This window comes from Paenibacillus lactis (assembly GCF_017873605.1).
In the GTDB taxonomy this organism is placed as follows: domain Bacteria; phylum Bacillota; class Bacilli; order Paenibacillales; family Paenibacillaceae; genus Paenibacillus_AQ; species Paenibacillus_AQ lactis.
Window position 1 is genome coordinate 124,015 of the sequence record NZ_JAGGKI010000010.1, and the last position, 19,822, is coordinate 143,836.

Genomic DNA, 19,822 nt, shown 5'->3' on the forward strand with positions numbered 1-19,822 from the left:
GCCATCCCATCTGGGATGGCCATTTTACGATGTTTTTCGAAATGTAATGAACATCAAGCAACCTGTATACGCCGCTTATTTGCCCAAAAATGCGTTCAACATCCAGGCATGCTTCTGAATATCGGTCATCATGCCCGTGAACAAGTCGGCTGTCGCATCGTCACCTGCTGCATCGGCTGCCGCGATCCCCTGCTTAAGCTCGGCTGCGATCGTTTCATAATCGGCGATAAGCTGGCTCACCATCTCTTCAGCGCTGTTCTCACCGTTCGCTTCTTGAAGCGTCGTCAGCTGCAGATACTGGGTCATGCTTGCTGCCGGTTTGCCACCGATGGCCAGCAGCCGCTCAGCCAGCTCGTCCACGTAATCGGCTGCCGCGTTATACAGCTCCTCAAACTTCTCATGCAGCACGTAAAACTGTGGCCCTTTCACATACCAGTGGTAATGGTGCAGCTTTACGCCCAGCAGGCTCCAGTTCGCAACTTGGAGATTAAGGATGCTGTGGAGCTCGTTTTCACCCTGCAGGTTTTGAGTCAAATTTACATTCGCGTTCGTATTTGTATTCATCATCTATATCGTCTCCTTTAGTTGATATTGTATTTAGACTTATTCTAAATCCTTGTCTTTATAATATCAGATTTTCATCTTATTTGCAAAGCAATTCACGATTTCTTAGATGAAGATAGGATGAAGATTTTTCTCTGTTTTTATACCCTATCATAAGTGCTCCTTGCCGAGCCGGCTGTGAATTGAATCATGTTGTTCTTCAGGTGATGGGTGCTGAGAGCGGTTTATCCATAAAAATCTATTAATTTGTAAACGTTTACTGGAAATCCCGCGGTCTGTCACCTTATACTGGTGTTAAGTGACAACCATAGGGAGGCGAAATACCCCAGTGCATATTTCTATCATGAATTCCGATCAACTGACCCAAGCGATTGAATTATCCGATCGTATTTTTCTTAAGCAGCCCGAGCAGCCCTCCATGGGCGTATCCTTCCCGCTTATCTTCTCTCCGGGTATCAGCCATTCATACGGAGCATGGGATCAAGAGAAGCTTGTCTCGTTCATGGGATTTGTCCCGTTTATGATGAAGATCCGTGGAGCACGGCTGAACGTATTCTCGATCGGATCCGTATGTACGGACCCAGACTATCGGGGACAGCGGCTTGCCGGTTCGCTGCTTCAAGCATGCATCAAGCATGGGGAAGCTTCGGGCGCATCCCTGATCTTCATCTCCGGAGGGAGATCCCTGTACACCCGTGCCGGCAGCCGTTTGTTCGGCCGGGCCCAGCGCTTTCAGGTGACCCCTTCCATGGTCGAGCCCCTTCGGTCCTCCACCGCAAAGCAGGTTCAGATCCGGGCCATGAAGCCGGAGGATCTGTTGCAAGTCCACGCGCTTATGGAAGATCGGGAAGCCGGGTATATGTCGACGCCTACCGAGCTTGGCAAGCTGCTTGACGCAAGCGCCTATTCCAACGTGATCCGGCTTGAGCAGCAAGTGCTTGTCGCCGAGCAGAACGGGGAATTGTCGGCATTCGCAATCATTGCCGTGCCCGGAACCGTGATGACGCCTTCCCGCGCATCCACGCTTGTGGAATGGGGCGGCAGCCCGGAAGCCGCCGCGCTGGTCATTGCTGAAGCAATCGCCGGCTTTAACCTGCCGGAGCTGATCATTCCACTGGCCTGGCAGGACCGAGAGCTCGCCGCGCTGCTTCAATCCGCCGGTGCCATGCCGGAATCGATCCAGAATGACGGGACGGTTTACCTGGTGAACGGAATCCGGCTTCTGGATCAGCTGGCTCCGCTGCTGCCGGAAGGCGCCATCCAAGCCGATGGGGAGCATGGACCTTATCGCATTACGCTCTCGGGGGAGACTGTTGTCCTGGATGACGAAGGACTGCTGTCGCTCCTGTTCGACCCTTTGTCTCCGTACCGGATTCAAGGGACAGCAGCGTTCGACCCGATTCCGCTGCCGTATACCTCCGGGCTGCAGTATATTTAAATAAGCCAACGGATACCGAATACTCATCGAACCGAATGTTCACCGAGGTTTGGCCTGATAGTAAATTTTTTATCCTAGAGATGAGCCGCTTTTCCAGATTTAATAGGCATAAAGTGATTGATGGCAAACCGTAACTGCGAAAGGAAATCCATAACGGTTACTGAAGTGGCTTGACAGCAGGAAGAGGGGCTGCCCCAGATCGATGATCTTGTGGGACAGCCCCTCATTTTATAGAGTAATATATAGTATCTTAAAGTCTCTTAGATGACCCTTCGCGGCCCGTGCTTACACCATCAGGTCTCACCGCGCCTCCGTCCCCGTTGCCATAGCCGTGATACAAATTCGGATCCGGAACGGCATCCTCGGTAGCCGCCGCCGCTTCCGTGCGGGAATCGATTGGGGAGCCCGTGCCGTTGTACGTTGTTCCTTGACGGTAATGATGCTCATTAAGCGCGCTGTTGCTGCGGAAGATATCATATACCTTTCCGCCGCGGCTCTCATCCGCATCCACCATGACGAGAATATGCCCTTCATCCACATAGCTTCCGTATTCCTTCGCCTGATCTTCCGGTATGCCGAGTCCGATCAATCCTCCAACCAGCCCGCCTGCGCCTGCTCCGACGGCAGCTCCCGTAAGAGTGGCAGCGATGGGACCTGCAGCGACAATCGGGCCGATGCCCGGTATAGCAAGCGCGCCGAGCCCGGCAAGCAGTCCGGTTACGCCGCCCAGGACGCCGCCTGTTGCTGCCCCGGACGCCAGGCCTTCCGGCGCCTTCGTCCCTGTCTCTTCCTCAATCGCCGACGTTTCACCGCGATCCTTTGCAATGACAGAGATTTCATCTGCTCTGAACCCTTGCGACTTCAGTTCCTCTATAGCGCGGGTTGCTTCCTCTTCCGAACGAAAAGCACCAACAATTTTCTGAGTCATATGAGTTACCTCCTTATGGTCATTTCAGTTATCGGTGTACACTTCATTCTTAAACGTCTGAGGACTTGATCAAACAACAGATCCCGGCCAAAAGGCATCGTTCCATCGATTTCCATACCGAGCGGAAGAATCTCCCCTGAATTTGAATGGTAATATTTAACTATTAAGTTATTCATGCTAGAATTAAAAGTAAGTAATTCCCAATAAAATAGAAATAGGCTGGTGATTCGATGAATTGGTTTAAGTCATTCGAGGACGATCTTGCTGCCGTATTTGCGCAATGCGAAGCTCGATTGTCGGACCTGCCCCCTCCGTTGAATGAACTCGGAATTTCGTATTTGCGCGCTTTCGACGTCTTCGAGCAAGACAGCTCCAAAAACTACATCTGTTATCTACTTCCCTTCTGGATGAAAGAACTTACCACACTCCCAGCAGAAAGTTACCGCCACCTGGCAGCAGCCAACATCATCGGAATGCTCTACTATTTCATTCAAGACGACATCATGGACTCTGTTCGGGAGAGTCCATCCCCGCTCCATGTGAAACAGCATCTTGCACTCGCGACCCTTTTATATTCGGAATTCCTTGCGATGTACCAAGCTTACTTCCCGCCTGACTCCGCATTCTGGCAATTTTTCAAAGTTTATAATCAAGAATGGTCGGATGGCGTCATTCACGAGAGCAGCGCTGATTATTTCGTGAACGTGCCGATTGGAGTCGCCAAGAAGGCCGCTCCGGTTAAACTCGGCAGCACTGCCGTCCTCCTTCTGGCGGAACGCCCTGAGCTGATTCCTGCCGCGAATGACATGATGAACCACGTGCTGCTGACCTTGCAGATGATGGACGATTGGATGGACTGGAAGCAGGATCTTGCAGACGGCAGCTACAACTGCCTGCTCGCCATGATTAAAGCAAGGCTAGGGCGTCCCTGGGATGCAGCGCTAACCGAAGCGGAAGCTCAAGAGGCGATTTATATCCGCAACCTCTTGAAGCCTTATGCAGCGATTGCAGCTGAGACGCATACCCGCCTGACAGAGACCAGGCTTGACGCGCCGAATCTGATATCCTTCCATTATACGATGGTGGACGAGCTCATTTCGGATGCAAATCATATCGAAAATAGCAAGCAAACCCTGGCTTTAGGCGGTTTGAATTATTATTTGTCTATATCAACCAAAAAATAATAGATTTTAAATTTATTCCATGGTATCCTTAAAGAGTAAATTATAACCATTTATTTGAAAGGGTGATTCTAATGACAACAGAAGCCATCTTTCAAACACAACTGATTCAAAAAGCATGGGAGGATCCTAGCTTTAAAGCAAAGCTGGTCAGCGATCCGAAATCAGCGATCAAGGAAGTACTTGGCGTGCGAATCCCCGACCACATTGAAGTAAGAACGCTCGAAGAGCAGCCCAATGAGCTGTACCTGGTCATCCCTCCGAATCCGGCAGGCGTGATCAAGTCCGAAGCCAAAGAAAGAGCCATCTGGTAAAGACTACATAACAGCCCGGGATTTACTCATACATGGAAGAACACGAAGCAAAGAGTGGGGACTGGAAGCCTTCCGCCAAGTCCGCAGCCTACGATTTTATTCGTAAGCTGCGGGCAGCGTGATAACGGCATCCGTCCCCACTCCTTTTTTACTTGTAAATTGAATGCTGCCATCCATGGCCTCGATAATTCGAAACGTGACCATAAGCCCGAGTCCCGTCCCCTTCGTCTTGTTGGAGAAGTACGGCTCGCCTAACCGGGCCAGCACATCCTCCCCCATTCCTTCGCCGTTATCCACGACGTGTATGTATACCCGCCCCTGCTTCTGATAGCAGCGGATCTGGATGACCCCCTCCTCTTGCAAAGCTTCAATGCTGTTCTTGATAATGTTAATGAACGCCTGCTTGAACTTGGAGGAATTGCCGCGTACGGCAAGGTCCTCTGGAATGTCCACGGTGATCTTTCCGCCATGCAGATGCGCTAGCGGTGCAAGAATCCCCTCGATATGCTTGAATTCGTCGGAGATCTGAAGCACGGTGTCCTTGCCGAACTCCGGCTTGGCAAAGGTCAGGAAGTCCGTAATAATGCCCGACGCCCGATCCAGCTCCACCAGCGCCAAATCCAGATACTCGCGTTCAGCCGCCTTGGCCTTGCCCATGAGCAGCTGTAGAAATCCTCGTGTTACTTGAAGCGGGTTGCGGACTTCATGGGCTACCGAGGCTGCAAGCTCGCTGATGATCTCCATCTTCTCGGAGCGCTGCAGCTCATTGTTGAACATCTCCAGCTCCTTGGAGTATTGGAGAATCCGTTCATGATTTTTGGCAAAATGGCGCCCCAGAATGACAATGAGCGATACGATAAAGACGACAACGCCCCATTTCCATAAAAACAGATTATAGCTTCCCCGGCTGAGGAAAAACTGCAGCAGCTCGCCCAATCCGATAACGGCAAACGCGGCAAAGCCTGCATTGAAAATGACGGCATCCCTGTTTCCTTTGATGGCAAAATACATCGAGCTTCCGATCAGCAGCGTGAATTGCAGGATCATAACAACGCCGAGCACCTGCACGGAAAAGAAGTAGTACAGCCCAAACCACTGGTTTGCGGCCAGTTGATTGGCGATCAGGAACAGAATACAAAACAAGGAGTAAAACACTTGGAAATTGCGCAGTTTGTGAAGCATGCCCTTCCAGCCATGACCGAATATTTTTTCGAAAAACAGGCTGAACGAAGGCAGAAGGACGAGTAATGAAATATCATACATGTGTGTAAAGATGTTTCCGTATTCTTCAAAAACGGTGTAAAGGAAAGGGGAGTAAGTAAACACCAGGATGCCGACAGATAGGATGGTAAAGGCCAAAGAAAGGACGGCGACCAGATATTTATTGTTCAAAAAGACAGCACATATGAGCATCACGAAGGCAATGAATAAGAAGGCGCTGCCTAAAATGATATCGCCCAGATTCGATCGGACAAACCGGTTCAGAAGCTCGTGGTATGGGCCGATCACGATTTTTCCGTCGACCATAATATGATCTCTTGCCGTTTCCAGCCATACATACAGGTCCTGGCCGGATAAATCCTCATGCAGCGGGAGCAAGATATGGTTCAGCTCATAATTGTAGGTTCTCGCGGATTCATAGATTTTCCGTTCGCCGGCAAACACCGCTACCTGCTGTCCGTGAAGCTTGTCTATTAGTATGCCTTGCGAGGAGGAGGAGATATCCGGAAGTTTCATATGAATCCATGCCGACGTCTTGCTCTGCGGCTTCGAGTGTTCGGAAATCCGGGCGGAGCCTTCCACCCAAATCTCTCCCTCTGGCGGCGCACGATCCGGCACTTCCCCTGCATCCGACCATAGAATTCGCCACTCCTTAATCACAGCTGACGCTGGCGCACTGGCAGCGCCGGAGGATAACCCCGGAATGCCGAGGGTAATACCAATTGTGATGATCAGGGACATACCGATTCTCCATCCAGATCTCATGCACGCACCTCAAACATTATAATGAATACCTCCTAAAAGTATTCGATGCGTTAAAACATTCCCCCTTCTAAAATTCATAATTATGAAAAATTTTTCTATTCTTTTGCTAAAATAACAGGAGATACCGATCCGGTATCTCCTAAAAACGCGTTTAAGTTGGGTTTCCTTGATGGTTCGATGCACAGGCAGGGAAGCGGATAATCGCTTCGGTGCCGACCCCTTTCCTGCTGTTGAAGTGTATGGTGCCGTTCATCGACTTGATGATCCGGTAGGTAACCATCAGACCGAGGCCCGTTCCCTTGGATTTATTCGAGAAATACGGCTCTCCGAGCCTGGACAGCTCAAGAGCATCCATCCCGACCCCATTGTCTTGGATATGGATAATGACCTCGTTCGATTGAGCATAAGCCCAAATGCGGACAGTGCCTTCCCCGTCGAGAGCTTCAATACCGTTCTTCACGATATTAATCATCGCCTGCTTCAGCTTGGAGGAATTACCGGTAATACATAAATCCTCCGCTTCTTCCAGCTCAATCGTGCCGCCTGCAAGGTTGGCTAGCGGGAGAAGAATACCGGTAACATGCTTTAGCTCCTCGTACACGTTCAGAGGCACAATCTGTTCGACTTGCGGCTTGGCAAACGTCAGAAAATCCGTAATGATCCCCGACGCCCGGTCCATCTCCTTTAAGGCCAAAGCGAAATATTCCTTCTCCTCCGGCTTGGCGCTCTGCGAGAGCAGCTGCATAAAGCCGCGCGTCACCTGCAGCGGATTTCGGACCTCATGCGCAACCGAAGCGGCCAATTCGCTAATAATCTCCATCTTCTCGGAGCGCTGCAGTTCATTATTGAACAGCTCCAGCTCCCGGGAGTACTCGAGCACCTGCTGATGACTCCGGACGAATTTTCGCCCCAGCATGACGATCAGCGATACGACGAGCGCAATAACGCCCCATTTCCATAAATAGAATTCATAGTTGCTGTCTTTCATATAGAAGCTTATCAGGTCACCCAGCGTCAGCAGGGCCATTATGCCGAATCCGAACGAGAAAATATAAGCGTCTTTATTACGTTTGGATGCATACAGGATCGTAATTCCGATAAGCAGCGACAGCTCCAGAATAATCAGAATACCGAGGATCTTCACTGTAAATAAATAGTAGAGCTGAGGAAACGGATGCGTGCCGACCAGCTGAACGATAAGCAAAATCAGGCACAGCCCGGAATAGCCCATCTGGAATCTTTGGCCATAGCGGATGATCCGGTAAGGACCCGGACCGTATATTTTTTCAAAATAAAAAAACATGGCAGGCATGATGGCAAACAAAGCCGTATCAAACAGGGTTACCCATACGCTTCCCAGATCGCCATAGAACGTGTAGAGGAAAGGCGAATAGGCAATCAGCAGCGCACCGAATGCAAAAATAACGATGCACAGGGCAAGCCAGCTGGGTACCGTATGCCGCGGAAGAAACAGGCAGCATACCGTCATGACCGCCGCGATGAACAATAAGGAGCCGCCAAGTATGAAATCCTCCAGATCCTTCTTGATGAATACGCCCCGCATATGTTCATACTCTCCGAGCACGATGTCCCCTTGGATTCCTAGTGCAGTATCCGTTCCCTTCGACCATATATAGACGGTTTTGCCGGCATCCTCCCCGGTAACGGGCAGCAGCAGCGTATGGTTCATATATACAAAATACCGCTTTACTTCGTATAATGGCAGCTCTTCCAGAAAAGCCGACACATCCTGCCCCTTGACCCGCTCGATCAGTACAGCCGATTGTCCCGGCGGCAGCTTCGGCAGCGTGAACCGGTTCCATGACGAAACAGCCCCATCCGGCCGAGGGGGGGATGCCATCCCCTTCTTTGCATCGATCCATTGACTGCGGCTCCTGATGCTTGCAGGATTCACGTCCCCTTCCCGATCCTCGAACTCCCACAACACCTGCCAATCGGAGATTACCGCGGGAGCAGCTTGCGCATGAGCGGGCGCGCCCCAGAATGACATGAGCGGCATCATCAGCAGCAGCAGGAGTATGTATTTAGGTACATCCTTCATTTTGTGCGCACCTCTAACCGTCCTTCGTTCATAATGTAGGGTTTTACTGCGTTTATGCGTCATGTCGATTCGACAAACTTCGTCTTGATTTACAACCAATATACCATGAAAAGCAACACCCGTTGTCAGAAAAATTTTAGTTGTTAAGAAAATGAAAAGGGACTGCCGATCTGCCATCACAGTGGCAAGCAGCAATCCCTTAAGGTTAGTGTGAAGAACTGGAAGCAAGCCCCATTCTTTCAACCATCCGCTTGCTTTCCTCATTCAAGCCGACGATGGTCATATGCTTGCCTGCCTCCTTGTACTTATTGAATATTTTGGAAATTGCGTCCGTTCCGGACTGATCCCACACATGCGACTTGGAGAAATCAATCGTGACATGGTCCGGATCGTTATGAGCATCGAACAGTTTGATGAAATACATCGCGGTCCCGAAAAACAGCTGTCCCCGAATTTCATATACCTTGACTCCATTGGCCTCGATATGCGGATTGGCATAAATTCTCGCCATCTTCCAGCCGAAATTCAGCGCGCTGAGCACGATGCCGATCATGACGCCGATGGCCAGGTTATGGGTTGCAACAACGATGATGACCGTCGTGAGCATAACCACCGTATCTCCGAGCGGAATCCGGTGGAGCGTCCGAAGCGAGTTCCATTCAAAGGTGCCTATGGACACCATGAACATGACGCCGACCAGGGCAGCCATCGGAATCTGCTTGACGACATCACCAAGGACGATGATCAGAAACAGCAGGAACACGCCGGCAACGAGCGTAGAGAGCCGCGTGCGGCCGCCGGATTTAACGTTGATGACCGTCTGTCCGATCATCGCGCAGCCGGCCATCCCCCCGAAAAATCCGGTAATGATATTCGCGATTCCCTGTCCCCGGATCTCCCGGTTCTTGTCACTGTCGGTCTCGGTCAATTCATCCACGAGCGAAGCCGTCAGCAGCGATTCGGTCATCCCCACGACCGCAAGCGCCAAGGAGATTGGAAGTATGGTCATGATCATCTCCAGACTGATATACACATCGGGAATATGGAAGAACGGAAGCGTCTGCGTTATGTTGCCCATATCTCCGACCGTGCGCACGGGAGCCCCTGTCCATACCGCGATGATCGTCATGACAATGATCGCCACAAGCGCTGAAGGAACAGCTTTCGTGAGCAGCGGCAGAACATAGATGATCACGAGCGTCCCGGCCACCATCAGAAACATCGGCCATGACTCCCCGACAAAGTTCGGAAGCTGGGCCAAAAAGATAATGATGGCAAGCGAGTTCACAAAGCCGGTAATGACCGGCTGCGGCACGAAAGAAATAAACCGTCCGAATTTCAATGCCCCCATCAGCCATTGCAGAAGTCCCGTGAGAACCGTCGCTGCGTATAAATACTCAATGCCGTGCTTGGCTACGAGCGGTCCCATCAGGGAAGCCATCGCCCCGGTCGCCGCGGATATCATGCCCGGCCGGCCGCCGAAGAATGAAATGCTGACCGCGATGACAAAGGAAGCATATAAGCCGACCATCGGGTCGACGCCGGCCATGATCGAGAAGGCGATCGCCTCGGGGATAAGTGCAAATGCTACGGTAAGTCCCGACAAAATATCTTTGCGCGTATTGCCAAAGAAGCCTTGTTTAATCCATGCAAACAAAGAGAAAATCACATCCTGTTCGTATCTTATGGTTGGCGCCCCACTCTCAGGTTTGCCCGGGTCCGATAATCACTTTTCCGATTATATATCAAGCCGGTCCCTGTTTTCAGATATTAATAAAGCGCATTCATTTCGGTTTATCTCTCAATTCCTCTTAAATTCAAACGATAACGCGTCGATATCCCATTTTCAAGAATTTCATAATGATTCTTGCGGCCGGGAATGCTACCAAAAGACTTACGACTTCCCTCACGGCCTTTGAAAAGCGATTCATTCCTGACCCAGCGGGTAAAGTCGGAATATATAAAACATCCCGAAGCGGGATGGTATGGAAAGGAGTTATCAACCGATGCGCGACGAGAACAATCGGAATACGCTGCCTGAGTTGATATACCTGGAATATGAGACCAAGCGGAAGATCGACGAGACGGATATGATTCCGGAGGATGACATTCGGGATGTAAACACCTACACAACCCAGAGCCTTAGCAGTGAGGAGGCCGACCACAGCGGTTACGACCAGAATGAGTCCGCCCCCGCGGACGCGAAACCGCCCGCAGCAGTGATAAATCCGGACCATAGCGCTCTTGATGCTTGGGAAGCGGCAGGCGCTGAGCCTTATAACCGGACGATCGCCGGGGAGCCGGCATCCGGGTCCTCGGCAGATGCCGTCGATGGGCAGGAGCCCAAAGCGGAGGGCCGGCTCCCACTGGACCAGGCATCGGCAAATGCCGCCTTCGTCCATGGGGATGAGCGTGAGGCAAGAGAATGGTTGGATATGGAAGGTGAGCCGCCGACGCGGCCAGGAGATGAGGTGATCGCGGAATACGCAGGCGATGCTGAACGCCGCGTGACAGCGGATGCTGCCTTTTCCGGAAGCGGCACGGCTTTTCTGGGACAGGGACAGGATCTATTCATCACCGATTCAGCCGGTGATGATGAGGATTACACGCCGCTTCAGGACGTCCCGGATGCCGACGCCATTGCAGCGGACAGCCCGGTTGACCCCGCTGCCCCGCAGACCGATCTAATGCATGGAACGGATCTTTTGAACGGCAGCAACGGTGAAGAGGATTAATCCGGATTCCAGCTGCTCGTTTTGAGCCTATGAATGATCAAGACCCGCTTTCTCTTCGTCACAGTGAAAGCGGGTCCTGTTATATGAATCTATTTTCCGAACAATATGTCCAGCCAGCCAAGCAATGACATCCATAGCAGGATACCGATCAGGGTTCCCCATATGAGTGCTGTTAGTATATTGCCCTTTCGTTCCATACCGAGCCTCCCATATTCTGTCTTTTATAGTAATTCAGTATGGGTCAAGCCACTATTTCTTATACCGGCCAAGCTCTTTATCTTGTAATCTACGATGTACCATAACCTAGGAGTAGGAGGATTCGCCATGAAACAGCCTTCCGACCGTGACACCCCTCTTGTCACCGAGCGTGACATCGACGAGAAATTTGGTCTTTTCGTAGAAGGGTCCTATCCGGACAGCGTTCCCATTCCCGACAGCGTCAAGCGAGAGAAGCCGGATGGCAGCGATACCAGCCATCGCGGAAACGAGTCTTCGAGCGGCTGAAGCCTTGCATCCACTACAAAGATATAGGTACAAAAGCTGTGCTGAGTCCTTCTCATCTTTCACCCATAGGATGCCTTCCCACATACACTACACCATATGAATTCGGAAGGATGATGTGAAGATGAACGGACCTCGATTGACCCGCTTGATGCAAAATATCTCCCTGCAGCAGCGGCTGGCCTCTTTAGTCGGGCATCTTGCAGAAATTAACGGCCCGAATATGGGGCTCGAACCCGGCCGGCTGCAGCGGGTGCTGAAGAGCCAGTTTATCGTGGTGAAGGGTGAGCTGTTCGTGCCCGCTAGCCTCGAGTCGATCCGGGTATTTGATGTTAAGCCGCCGAAACGGACGATTCATGTCGGCGTGCGTACCACCTTTTCCACGGGCGGCGCCTTTAGCCGGATCCGGCTTGTCCGGATCGGCACGGATTTCATTGAGCTGCTCGCCAAGGATAAGAACCACTCCCGGATCCTGCTCCCGCTGAACAAAGTGGAGGGCATCTATCAAGTGAAATAAAGACTCGAAGCTTTCTTTGGCCTTATCAACGTACATCCTGCAGCCTGTAGCCTCCGGACTTGCCGCCAAGCTCCGGGGGCTATTACTTATGTTTACGCTGCGAATGTTGTTTTCAGTACTTGTCCTACCTGTGTTAAAATGGGTTACGGTATACGATCTAACCTGAATAGCTAGTTACAGGAGGAGAATGAAATGCTGAAACAGAGAATGCGCTGGATGCCTGTTCTCGGTATCGTCTTTGCCGTGCTGCTGGTCCTCTCCGCATGCGGCAACAATGACAAAGGAACCGGCAGCGCAAACGGCAGCGGAACTGCCAGTGAATCCGCAAGCGGCTCTACAGGCTCGACAGGCGATTCCACGACCGGGTCCTCAAGCGGATCTGAGAACGGGGCCGCACCTGAGGAGAAAACCCCTGAAACAACCGAAACGGAGGCTAATGTACCCGATCCGGATGCAAGCCATCCGATCGTGACGATTGAAATGGAAGACGGAGGCGTGATCAAGGCCGAGCTGTATCCGGAGGTGGCGCCGAATACCGTCAACAATTTTATTTCCCTGATCAAGCAGGGCTTCTATGACGGAACCGGCTTTCATCGCGTTATTCCCGGCTTCATGATCCAGGGCGGCGACCCGGACGGGAACGGTACCGGCGGACCCGGCTACAGCATTCCCGGCGAATTTACCGCCAACGGGTTCCAGAACGACCTGAAGCATACGACGGGCGTCTTATCCATGGCCCGGGGGGAGGATCCGAACAGCGCGGGCTCCCAATTCTTCATTATGGTGGCGGATGCGCCTCATCTGGATCAGCTGTATGCGTCGTTCGGCAAGGTGATTGAAGGCATGGACGTGGCAATGGGGATCGTGAATGTAGAAACGAATGGCGAAACGCCTGTCAAAATGCCAATCATGAAAAAAGTGACGGTCGACACCCTCGGCAAGGATTATCCGGAGCCTGAGAAGCAATCATAATTTCCTTGCGATATCAGGACCGGATCCCCTGAGATTCTGCTTCCTGATATTTTCAACAAAAGGCGGTGCAGCCATGAATGCTGCACCGCCTTTTGTATTTTATTTCACCGGCTCGGCCGGTTTTTCGATAACGAACAGGCATGTACTGTCCGGCAGGGCCGTCACCCGGCCTGCATCATCGGTCAGTTCAATCCGGCCTGCCAGCGCTTCGGCATACCCCTCCTGCAAATAATGCCGCTGTACAAGAATACGGGCCTCGGGGCCAAGCGTCTTCCGTATGCATGCGGCATACCCGGAAGGCGTAAAGACGCCGAACTGCTCCTGGACTTCGTGTACGTACGCTTCCGCCCCCCAGGTATAGGTGTACAAAAATTCCATCGCATCATTGACCGGCATGCGCACCTCATTTGCAGACAAGGGCTCATACCGGATTGCTCTTCCTTGAAAGTCCGCGGCATAACGGGCCAGCCACGTCATCCCGTCCTCCTCGAGAAAACGAATTCGCCGCCATGCGTCCCCTTCGGTCATGATGCCGTCCCGGATAATGATACGTCCACCGGGTGAAAGCACCTCGTACGCGCTCCTGAGTGCGGCTTCGACGGTCGCGGTATTGAACCGTCTCCCGTCCGTTTCGATGTAAGAGTACAGCTCATGCAATATGGATGAGAAGATGACGGTATCGACCTTGCCCGGCTCAACATACTGTTTGAGCCGCAGCGCATCCCCCTTCATTACCTCCCATGACCTTTGCTCAAGTCGCTTCCGCTTCTCCAGCGCTTCGATCACGTTCGATGAAATATCGATGCCGATGGGGCGAACATGCGGCAGCCGCTCCTCCATGAGATCAAGCAGCACGCCGCCGCCGGGCCCGATGTCCAGCACCACCGTTCCCGTGACGTACTCAAGGATGACTTGCTTGTAGTCCCCCGTGCTGTTCATATCCTCCAGATAGCTCTCCTCGTTATGAAACCGGTCGTAAGCGTCCCGGCGGAGGCCGAACAGATCGAACAGCAGCAGTACGGCTTTCTCATATAGCGGAGACTTCTCGGCCTCGATGCAGAATTCGATCAATTTTTCCGCCGCCTTGGAAAATTCGAACGTGAAGAACACGGTGTCCGGAAGACCCGGCTTTCGCACGATGCGGTGACGGAGATGCGGGTTTGCGCTGACAGCTCCTTGAAGGCAGGCTTCCCAGTCCGCTTGGCGCAAATACTGCTCGATCATCCGCTTTTTATAGACATTCAGCTTCTTGGCCCCTTTGTAGTCGTAATACATGTCATTCATCAGCGTCTCGAAGCTTAAATGACGGATCGGCTTCGGCATCTCCGGATGTATGGCAAGCCCGCTCGTATCCTCGGTCCCCTTCCTGCCTTCCGCTGAACCTTCGCCCTCGGCCCGAAGAGACAAGAGCATCACCTTCACGAATTCCTCGAGCGAAAAATCCTGCAGCGCGGCTTCCACATACCATAGCGTCATGTTCCGCAAATCGTTTAAGGCAATCGTCAGATCGACCCGCTCCCCGATTCGCTTAAGCTCCGATTCGAAATCTTCGCCGCTTTGGATCGAGCCCGCGCGGAGACGGCGCAGCCGGTCATGCAGGCTCCATTCCTCATCAAAGGCGCCTTCGGCTATGCGGACCACCAGCTGGGCGGTCTCCTCTTTGACGGCATGCCACAATGGCTCGGACACCGCGCCAATGATGCATTGGTTTAGCGGAACCAGCAGCCGGCTCAGCTCCTCTACCGTAAGCTGCCCGCTTTGAACCAGCCCGGACAGCGGGGCGTTCTCCTCAAGGGCGACCTCGCCCCGAATATGCTGGCCGATGAGCCCGTGGGTCCGGATCAGCGTATGTACCATTTGTTCATGCGGCGTCATGCTCCCCCGGCGCTCCAGGACATGCCGTTCGTACAGCTGGGCCGATCCGATATGGTGGAGGAACAGATTGACGCCGGATCGGGTCCAATGGAGCCGCTCCCGTACCGTCCCGCCCTTGGCGGTTTCGGCCCATGCCAGCACCTCCTCCAGCAGCTCCTTGATCCAGTAGGACAGCGGCAAGCTGTCGAGGATCGTTAACGTCCTTTCTACATAATCCAATACAGGATTGGCATGGGCTAATTCCCCGATGGACGAGATCCGCTCCAGGTTCACGATTCGCTCTTCAGCCGAAACCAGCATGAACAGCCAGGGATGCGTCCTGCATACCGACTCGTCCCCGCCGCGAAAGGCCTTGATCATCTCCAGCGATTCCAGCATAAATTCATCCTCCGCTTTCCTAGGTTATGGACAGGATGGAGTTATCCCTCCCGTAGTCTGGTTATGATTATATCAGATCCTTCTTTAAGCGATCGCAGCAAGTCTCTAAAAGGGACTTGTGCGAGTGAAATGGAGCTCCGGGGGCCGTGCACGTCCCTAAAAGGGACTTGTGCCGGCGAATTGGAGCTCCGAGCGCCAAGCAAGTCCCTAAAAAGGACTTGTGCCGGTGAAATGGAGCTCCAGTGCCCGAGCAAGTCCCCAAAAGGGACTTGTGCGGGCGATATGGAGCTCCGGCAGCCGTGCACGTCCCTAAAAGGGACTTGTCCAGGCGAATTGGAGCTCCGGGGGCCAAGCAAGTCCCTAAAAAGGACTTGTGCAGCCGAATTGGAGCTCCGAGCGCCAAGCAAGTCCCTAAAAAGGACTTGTGCGGGCGATATGGAGCTCCGGGGGCCGTGCACGTCCCTAAAAGGGACTTATGCCGGCGAATTGGAGCTCCGGGGGCCGTGCACGTCCCCAAAAGGGACTTGTTCGGGTGAAATGGAGCCCCAGTGCCCGAGCAAGTCCCCAAAAGGGACTTATGCCGGCGATATGGAGCTCCGGGGGCCAAGCAAGTCCCCAAAAGGGACTTGTGCGGGCGATATGGAGCTCCGGCAGCCGTGCACGTCCCTAAAAGGGACTTGTGCCGGCGATATGGAGCTCCAGTGCCCGAGCAAGTCCCCAAAAGGGACTTGTGCAGCCGAATTGGAGCTCCGAGCGCCAAGCAAGTCCCTAAAAAGGACTTGTACGGGCGATATGGAGCTCCGGGGGCCGTGCACGTCCCTAAAAGGGACTTGTGCGGACAAATGGACCTGCCGGCATTTGGCGCAGGAGGGCCTGACGAGGTATACTGATCAACGAAACCATATGAAGTTATTCAAAATAAAGGAGTGAGTGTTTCATGACCCTGAAAAATAAAACAGCCTTGATTACCGGCGCAGGCAAAGGCATCGGCCGCGCGCTGGCCATCGCCCTCGCGAAGGAAGGCGTACATGTCGGACTTGTAGCCCGCACCGCCTCGGATCTGGAATCGCTGAGCGCGCTGATCGCAGAGCAGTATGGCGTAAAAGCTGTCGCTGCCGTCGCCGACATTTCGGTGCAAGAGGAAGCGGAAGCGGCGTTTGCAGCGGTAAGCATGGAGCTTGGCTCCGTCGACATTCTGATTAACAACGCGGGCATTGCCCAGTTCGGCAACCTGCTGGAGATGGAGCCGGAGGCATGGAAGCGGATCGTGGACGTCAATCTGATGGGAACCTACCATATGCTCCGCGCCGCGCTTCCAGGCATGATCGAGCGCAGTCAGGGAGACGTAATCAACATCTCTTCCACGGCCGGAGAGCGGGGCTTTGCGACCGGCTCGGCCTATAACGCCTCCAAATTCGCCGTCATGGGCCTGACGGAGGCCGTACTGCAGGAGGTACGAAAGCATAACATCCGCGTCACCGCCCTGACGCCAAGCACCGTCAACACGGAGCTTGCGGTCAATGCCGGGCTGAAGATCGGCGATGAGGACCGTATGCTGCAGCCGGAGGATGTGGCCGAGCTTGTACTGGCCGCATTGAAGCTGCCGCAGCGCGTGTTTGTCAAAACCGCCGGCATCTGGACAACGAATCCGCAGTAAAAAGCCGCTTCTCTCACGAAGCTCATCCAAACGGGTGCCCGCCTGCAGCGGGGCACCCGTTTTGTTGTGCTTTAACCGCGCGAATGCACTAACCAGCGGTACCCTTTGTTTGCGCTCAAACGCAGCTGCCTGTGATCCACACCGAGGTTTTTTTGTCGGACCATGCCTGGGCATGGCAACGGTACCATCCGTTGCGTGTTCTACCGCGACACAACGACGATAAATGAAGCATCCAGTATTGCCCTGATCCAAGTTTCCCTCGATACCGATACATACCAGGACGGGCCTTTTCCCGAAGTACGCCCGGTTATGCAGCCCTCTTCGCGGTTCTCTCGTGTCAACCTCGCGATGCCATGATATAATGACAAGGCATTTATCATTCAATGAGGGCATTCACCTTCAGCTACATTTACGGGGAAAGAAGATGACAACAGCATGATCGCCGACATTTTATTGGAAGTGGTACTCCCGATCTTCGTGCTGATCGGCTTCGGCGTAACGATGCAGTATGCATTCAAGCTGGATTTGTACACACTCGCCAAAATCAATTTTTATTACATCACGCCCGCTGCCGTGTTCATGAGCATGTACGAGTCCGAGATGTCGCCCCAGCTCCTGGGGACGGTCGCCTTGTTCTACGCCCTCTATATCGCCGTCCTGTATGGGATCAGCATGCTGGTTGCTCGGCAGCGGAAGTTCAACCGCGGCATGAAGGCCGCGTTCACCAACAGCCTAATTCTCGACAACTCCGGCAACTATGGCCTTCCGATCAACAACTTGGCCTTCAAGGGCGATCCGATGGCAACCTCGGTCCAGGCGCTGATCATGTCCTTTCAGAGTCTGCTGACGTTCACCTACGGCGTCATTTCTATTCAGGGCGCCAAGACGAACGGCCTCTATAAGCAAGCCATTATCGGATTTCTGAAAATGCCCGTCCCTTACGCGCTTGTTCTCGGGATTGCGCTGCATGCGCTGGACCTGCCGCTGCCCGTATTTATCTCGCAGCCGCTGATCTATGCCGACCAATCGATGGTCGCCATCGCCCTGCTGACGCTCGGTGCGCAAATTATCAAATATCCGCTCCGGCTGCGCCGGCTCGACGTCTATTTGAGCGTCCTGCTTCGCCTGCTCGTTGCACCCGCCATCGGGATTGCGCTTGTCCTCCTGCTCGGACTTAAGGGAATTCCGGCCCAGGCGCTCATCATCGCCTCGGGGATGCCGGTCGGCGTCAATTCGTCCATTCTCGCGGAAGAATATCAGAACGAGCCGGACTTTGCTGCACAAACGGTGCTCATCTCGACCATACTAAATGTAATTACCATTACTGGCTTGATATCCCTGGCCAAAACGATAGCCTAATTCCATTTTTGCTTAGGAGGAAATGACATATGAATTTTGATTTGACCATTGACCGAAGCTGCACCGCTTGTCACAAGTGGGATAACGTTCCCGCTGTATTCGGCGTGCCTGACGCTCTTCCGATGTGGGTTGCGGATATGGATTTTGCAGCCCCGCCTGCCGTGCTGGAGGCTCTTCACCGCCGGGTAGAGCATGGGGTGTTCGGTTACACCTTCCCGACGGAGTCGTACCAGGAGGCTATTGCGGAATGGATGCAAAGCCGTCACGGCTGGAGCATTCAAAAGGATTGGATCCAGTTCTGCCCCGGCGTGGTGCCCGCGCTGAGCCTGATCGTGGACGCATTTACGGAGCCGGGAGATCAGGTTGTCATTCAGACGCCGGTATATCCTCCGTTTCATAGCGTGGTCAAGGACCAAGAGCGGGAGCTTGTGCTTAACCCGCTTATTCGCGGGGAGGACGGGGACTATGCAATGGATTTCGAGGATCTGGAGAAGAGCCTTGCCGGCGGCCGTGTAAAAATGCTGATTCTGTGCAGTCCGCACAACCCGGTCGGACGGGTGTGGAGACGCGAAGAGCTTGAGCGTCTGGCCGATCTGTGCCGGCAGTACGACGTGCTTGTCGTATCCGACGAAATTCACGCCGACCTCATCTTTGAGCAGGGCAGCCATACGCCGTTCGCCGCCTTGTCCGACGACGCGGCATCTCGCTCGATCATTTGTACTGCGCCGAGCAAAACCTTCAATATCGCAGGGATGAACACAGCCAACATGATCATTCCTAATGAGCAGCTTCGCCGGACCTTCCGGAAAGTGCTGAACCGGTATCACATCGGCTCCATTACGCCGCTCGGAGCAGTGGCCACGGAAGCTGCATACCGCGAAGGAGGGCCATGGCTGGACGAGCTGCTGGTTTATATTCGCGGAAACATGGAGCTCGTTGCGAATTATATCCGCGAGCATCTGCCGGAGCTGAGCGTGGCCCTGCCCGAAGCTACATACCTCCTGTGGATCGACTTCCGTTCGCTCGGGATGGAGCATGACAAGCTGAACCGCTTCCTCGTCGAAGAGGCGAAGCTGGGATTAAACAGCGGGGCGACCTTCGGCAAGGATGGCGAGGGCTTCATGCGTATGAATGTAGCCTGCACCCGGGCTACGGTTGAGGAAGCCATGTCACGTTTGCATAATGCGATACGACAATGGCGGGAAATGCGGAAATAGGCGAGAGATCGTCCCATAGCTAGAGGAGCCGTGCCCATGTGCACGGCTTCTCTTTTTTATATGCATCGAAGTCGAAAGTTTTATTTTTGTCTAACATTTATATTGACGATCATCTAACCATTATGTTTTATTTATATC

The 19,822-nt window shown here is 53.2% G+C and carries 16 protein-coding genes; 10 read left to right on the forward strand and 6 right to left on the reverse strand.

Annotated features, from left to right (window positions below):
* Positions 1-75: 75 nt before the first annotated feature.
* On the reverse strand, positions 76-564 hold the full coding sequence (locus J2Z18_RS18790) for a Dps family protein (protein WP_245256083.1): 489 nt from the start codon (positions 562-564) through the stop codon (positions 76-78).
* A gap of 328 nt (positions 565-892) precedes the next feature.
* Here J2Z18_RS18790 and J2Z18_RS18795 point away from each other — a divergent pair, with 328 nt between their 5' ends.
* Entirely contained in the window at positions 893-2,002 is a 1,110-nt protein-coding gene (locus J2Z18_RS18795; RefSeq protein WP_144871455.1) for a GNAT family N-acetyltransferase, read from the forward strand.
* A 250-nt stretch (positions 2,003-2,252) separates the two neighbouring features.
* Here the strand turns inward: J2Z18_RS18795 and J2Z18_RS18800 are convergent, their stop codons facing one another.
* Positions 2,253-2,930 (reverse strand): general stress protein, encoded by a 678-nt coding sequence (locus J2Z18_RS18800; protein ID WP_007130821.1) that lies wholly within the window; start codon positions 2,928-2,930, stop codon positions 2,253-2,255.
* 230 nt (positions 2,931-3,160) lie between these two features.
* Here J2Z18_RS18800 and J2Z18_RS18805 point away from each other — a divergent pair, with 230 nt between their 5' ends.
* Both J2Z18_RS18805 and J2Z18_RS18810 read left to right on the forward strand, forming a co-directional pair.
* On the forward strand, positions 3,161-4,114 hold the full coding sequence (locus J2Z18_RS18805) for a hypothetical protein (RefSeq protein WP_210095169.1): 954 nt from the start codon (positions 3,161-3,163) through the stop codon (positions 4,112-4,114).
* A 71-nt stretch (positions 4,115-4,185) separates the two neighbouring features.
* Entirely contained in the window at positions 4,186-4,425 is a 240-nt protein-coding gene (locus tag J2Z18_RS18810) for an NHLP leader peptide family RiPP precursor (protein WP_007130823.1), read from the forward strand.
* A 96-nt stretch (positions 4,426-4,521) separates the two neighbouring features.
* Here J2Z18_RS18810 and J2Z18_RS18815 read toward each other — a convergent pair whose 3' ends face one another.
* From J2Z18_RS18815 to J2Z18_RS18825, 3 genes are all read right to left on the reverse strand, one after another.
* Complete coding sequence (locus tag J2Z18_RS18815; RefSeq protein ID WP_245256070.1) at positions 4,522-6,411, reverse strand: ATP-binding protein; 1,890 nt, start codon at positions 6,409-6,411, stop codon at positions 4,522-4,524.
* 151 nt (positions 6,412-6,562) lie between these two features.
* The gene (locus J2Z18_RS18820) at positions 6,563-8,473 is read right to left on the reverse strand and encodes an ATP-binding protein (RefSeq protein WP_007130825.1); all 1,911 of its coding nucleotides are present in this window, start codon (positions 8,471-8,473) and stop codon (positions 6,563-6,565) included.
* Positions 8,474-8,678: 205 nt separating this feature from the next.
* A complete protein-coding gene (locus J2Z18_RS18825; protein ID WP_007130826.1) occupies positions 8,679-10,130 on the reverse strand; it encodes a SulP family inorganic anion transporter in 1,452 nt (483 codons plus the stop codon).
* A 349-nt stretch (positions 10,131-10,479) separates the two neighbouring features.
* Here J2Z18_RS18825 and J2Z18_RS18830 point away from each other — a divergent pair, with 349 nt between their 5' ends.
* The 4 genes from J2Z18_RS18830 to J2Z18_RS18845 all read left to right on the forward strand — a co-directional run bounded on the left by J2Z18_RS18830 (position 10,480) and on the right by J2Z18_RS18845 (position 13,198).
* Positions 10,480-11,208 carry a hypothetical protein gene (locus tag J2Z18_RS18830; RefSeq protein ID WP_007130827.1) on the forward strand — a complete coding sequence of 243 codons (729 nt, stop codon included), beginning with the start codon at positions 10,480-10,482 and terminating at the stop codon, positions 11,206-11,208.
* A 324-nt stretch (positions 11,209-11,532) separates the two neighbouring features.
* Complete coding sequence (locus J2Z18_RS18835) at positions 11,533-11,712, forward strand: hypothetical protein (RefSeq protein ID WP_007130829.1); 180 nt, start codon at positions 11,533-11,535, stop codon at positions 11,710-11,712.
* 121 nt (positions 11,713-11,833) lie between these two features.
* Positions 11,834-12,226: a hypothetical protein gene (locus J2Z18_RS18840; protein ID WP_007130830.1), complete on the forward strand. Its 393-nt coding sequence runs from the start codon at positions 11,834-11,836 to the stop codon at positions 12,224-12,226.
* Positions 12,227-12,418: 192 nt separating this feature from the next.
* On the forward strand, positions 12,419-13,198 hold the full coding sequence (locus tag J2Z18_RS18845; protein ID WP_007130831.1) for a peptidylprolyl isomerase: 780 nt from the start codon (positions 12,419-12,421) through the stop codon (positions 13,196-13,198).
* A 99-nt stretch (positions 13,199-13,297) separates the two neighbouring features.
* Here J2Z18_RS18845 and J2Z18_RS18850 read toward each other — a convergent pair whose 3' ends face one another.
* The gene (locus J2Z18_RS18850) at positions 13,298-15,451 is read right to left on the reverse strand and encodes a class I SAM-dependent methyltransferase (RefSeq protein WP_210095170.1); all 2,154 of its coding nucleotides are present in this window, start codon (positions 15,449-15,451) and stop codon (positions 13,298-13,300) included.
* 937 nt (positions 15,452-16,388) lie between these two features.
* On the opposite strand from J2Z18_RS18850, the gene J2Z18_RS18855 reads away from it, so the two are divergent.
* The 3 genes from J2Z18_RS18855 to J2Z18_RS18865 all read left to right on the forward strand — a co-directional run bounded on the left by J2Z18_RS18855 (position 16,389) and on the right by J2Z18_RS18865 (position 19,684).
* Positions 16,389-17,108 (forward strand): 3-ketoacyl-ACP reductase, encoded by a 720-nt coding sequence (locus tag J2Z18_RS18855; RefSeq protein ID WP_007130834.1) that lies wholly within the window; start codon positions 16,389-16,391, stop codon positions 17,106-17,108.
* 435 nt (positions 17,109-17,543) lie between these two features.
* A complete protein-coding gene (locus tag J2Z18_RS18860) occupies positions 17,544-18,467 on the forward strand; it encodes an AEC family transporter (protein ID WP_007130835.1) in 924 nt (307 codons plus the stop codon).
* A 29-nt stretch (positions 18,468-18,496) separates the two neighbouring features.
* Positions 18,497-19,684: a MalY/PatB family protein gene (locus J2Z18_RS18865; RefSeq protein WP_028406331.1), complete on the forward strand. Its 1,188-nt coding sequence runs from the start codon at positions 18,497-18,499 to the stop codon at positions 19,682-19,684.
* Positions 19,685-19,822: the final 138 nt, after the last annotated feature.

What these genes read in the sequence shown, in the direction of transcription:
- J2Z18_RS18790 (WP_245256083.1), bottom strand. Translation starts at nt 564, where the DNA reads ATGAATACAAATACGAACGCGAATGTAAATTTGACTCAAAACCTGCAG.
- J2Z18_RS18800 (WP_007130821.1), bottom strand. Translation starts at nt 2,930, where the DNA reads ATGACTCAGAAAATTGTTGGTGCTTTTCGTTCGGAAGAGGAAGCAACC.
- J2Z18_RS18805 (WP_210095169.1), top strand. Translation starts at nt 3,161, where the DNA reads ATGAATTGGTTTAAGTCATTCGAGGACGATCTTGCTGCCGTATTTGCG.
- J2Z18_RS18810 (WP_007130823.1), top strand. Translation starts at nt 4,186, where the DNA reads ATGACAACAGAAGCCATCTTTCAAACACAACTGATTCAAAAAGCATGG.
- J2Z18_RS18815 (WP_245256070.1), bottom strand. Translation starts at nt 6,411, where the DNA reads ATGAGATCTGGATGGAGAATCGGTATGTCCCTGATCATCACAATTGGT.
- J2Z18_RS18820 (WP_007130825.1), bottom strand. Translation starts at nt 8,473, where the DNA reads ATGAAGGATGTACCTAAATACATACTCCTGCTGCTGCTGATGATGCCG.
- J2Z18_RS18830 (WP_007130827.1), top strand. Translation starts at nt 10,480, where the DNA reads ATGCGCGACGAGAACAATCGGAATACGCTGCCTGAGTTGATATACCTG.
- J2Z18_RS18835 (WP_007130829.1), top strand. Translation starts at nt 11,533, where the DNA reads ATGAAACAGCCTTCCGACCGTGACACCCCTCTTGTCACCGAGCGTGAC.
- J2Z18_RS18840 (WP_007130830.1), top strand. Translation starts at nt 11,834, where the DNA reads ATGAACGGACCTCGATTGACCCGCTTGATGCAAAATATCTCCCTGCAG.
- J2Z18_RS18845 (WP_007130831.1), top strand. Translation starts at nt 12,419, where the DNA reads ATGCTGAAACAGAGAATGCGCTGGATGCCTGTTCTCGGTATCGTCTTT.
- J2Z18_RS18850 (WP_210095170.1), bottom strand. Translation starts at nt 15,451, where the DNA reads ATGCTGGAATCGCTGGAGATGATCAAGGCCTTTCGCGGCGGGGACGAG.
- J2Z18_RS18855 (WP_007130834.1), top strand. Translation starts at nt 16,389, where the DNA reads ATGACCCTGAAAAATAAAACAGCCTTGATTACCGGCGCAGGCAAAGGC.
- J2Z18_RS18860 (WP_007130835.1), top strand. Translation starts at nt 17,544, where the DNA reads ATGATCGCCGACATTTTATTGGAAGTGGTACTCCCGATCTTCGTGCTG.
- J2Z18_RS18865 (WP_028406331.1), top strand. Translation starts at nt 18,497, where the DNA reads ATGAATTTTGATTTGACCATTGACCGAAGCTGCACCGCTTGTCACAAG.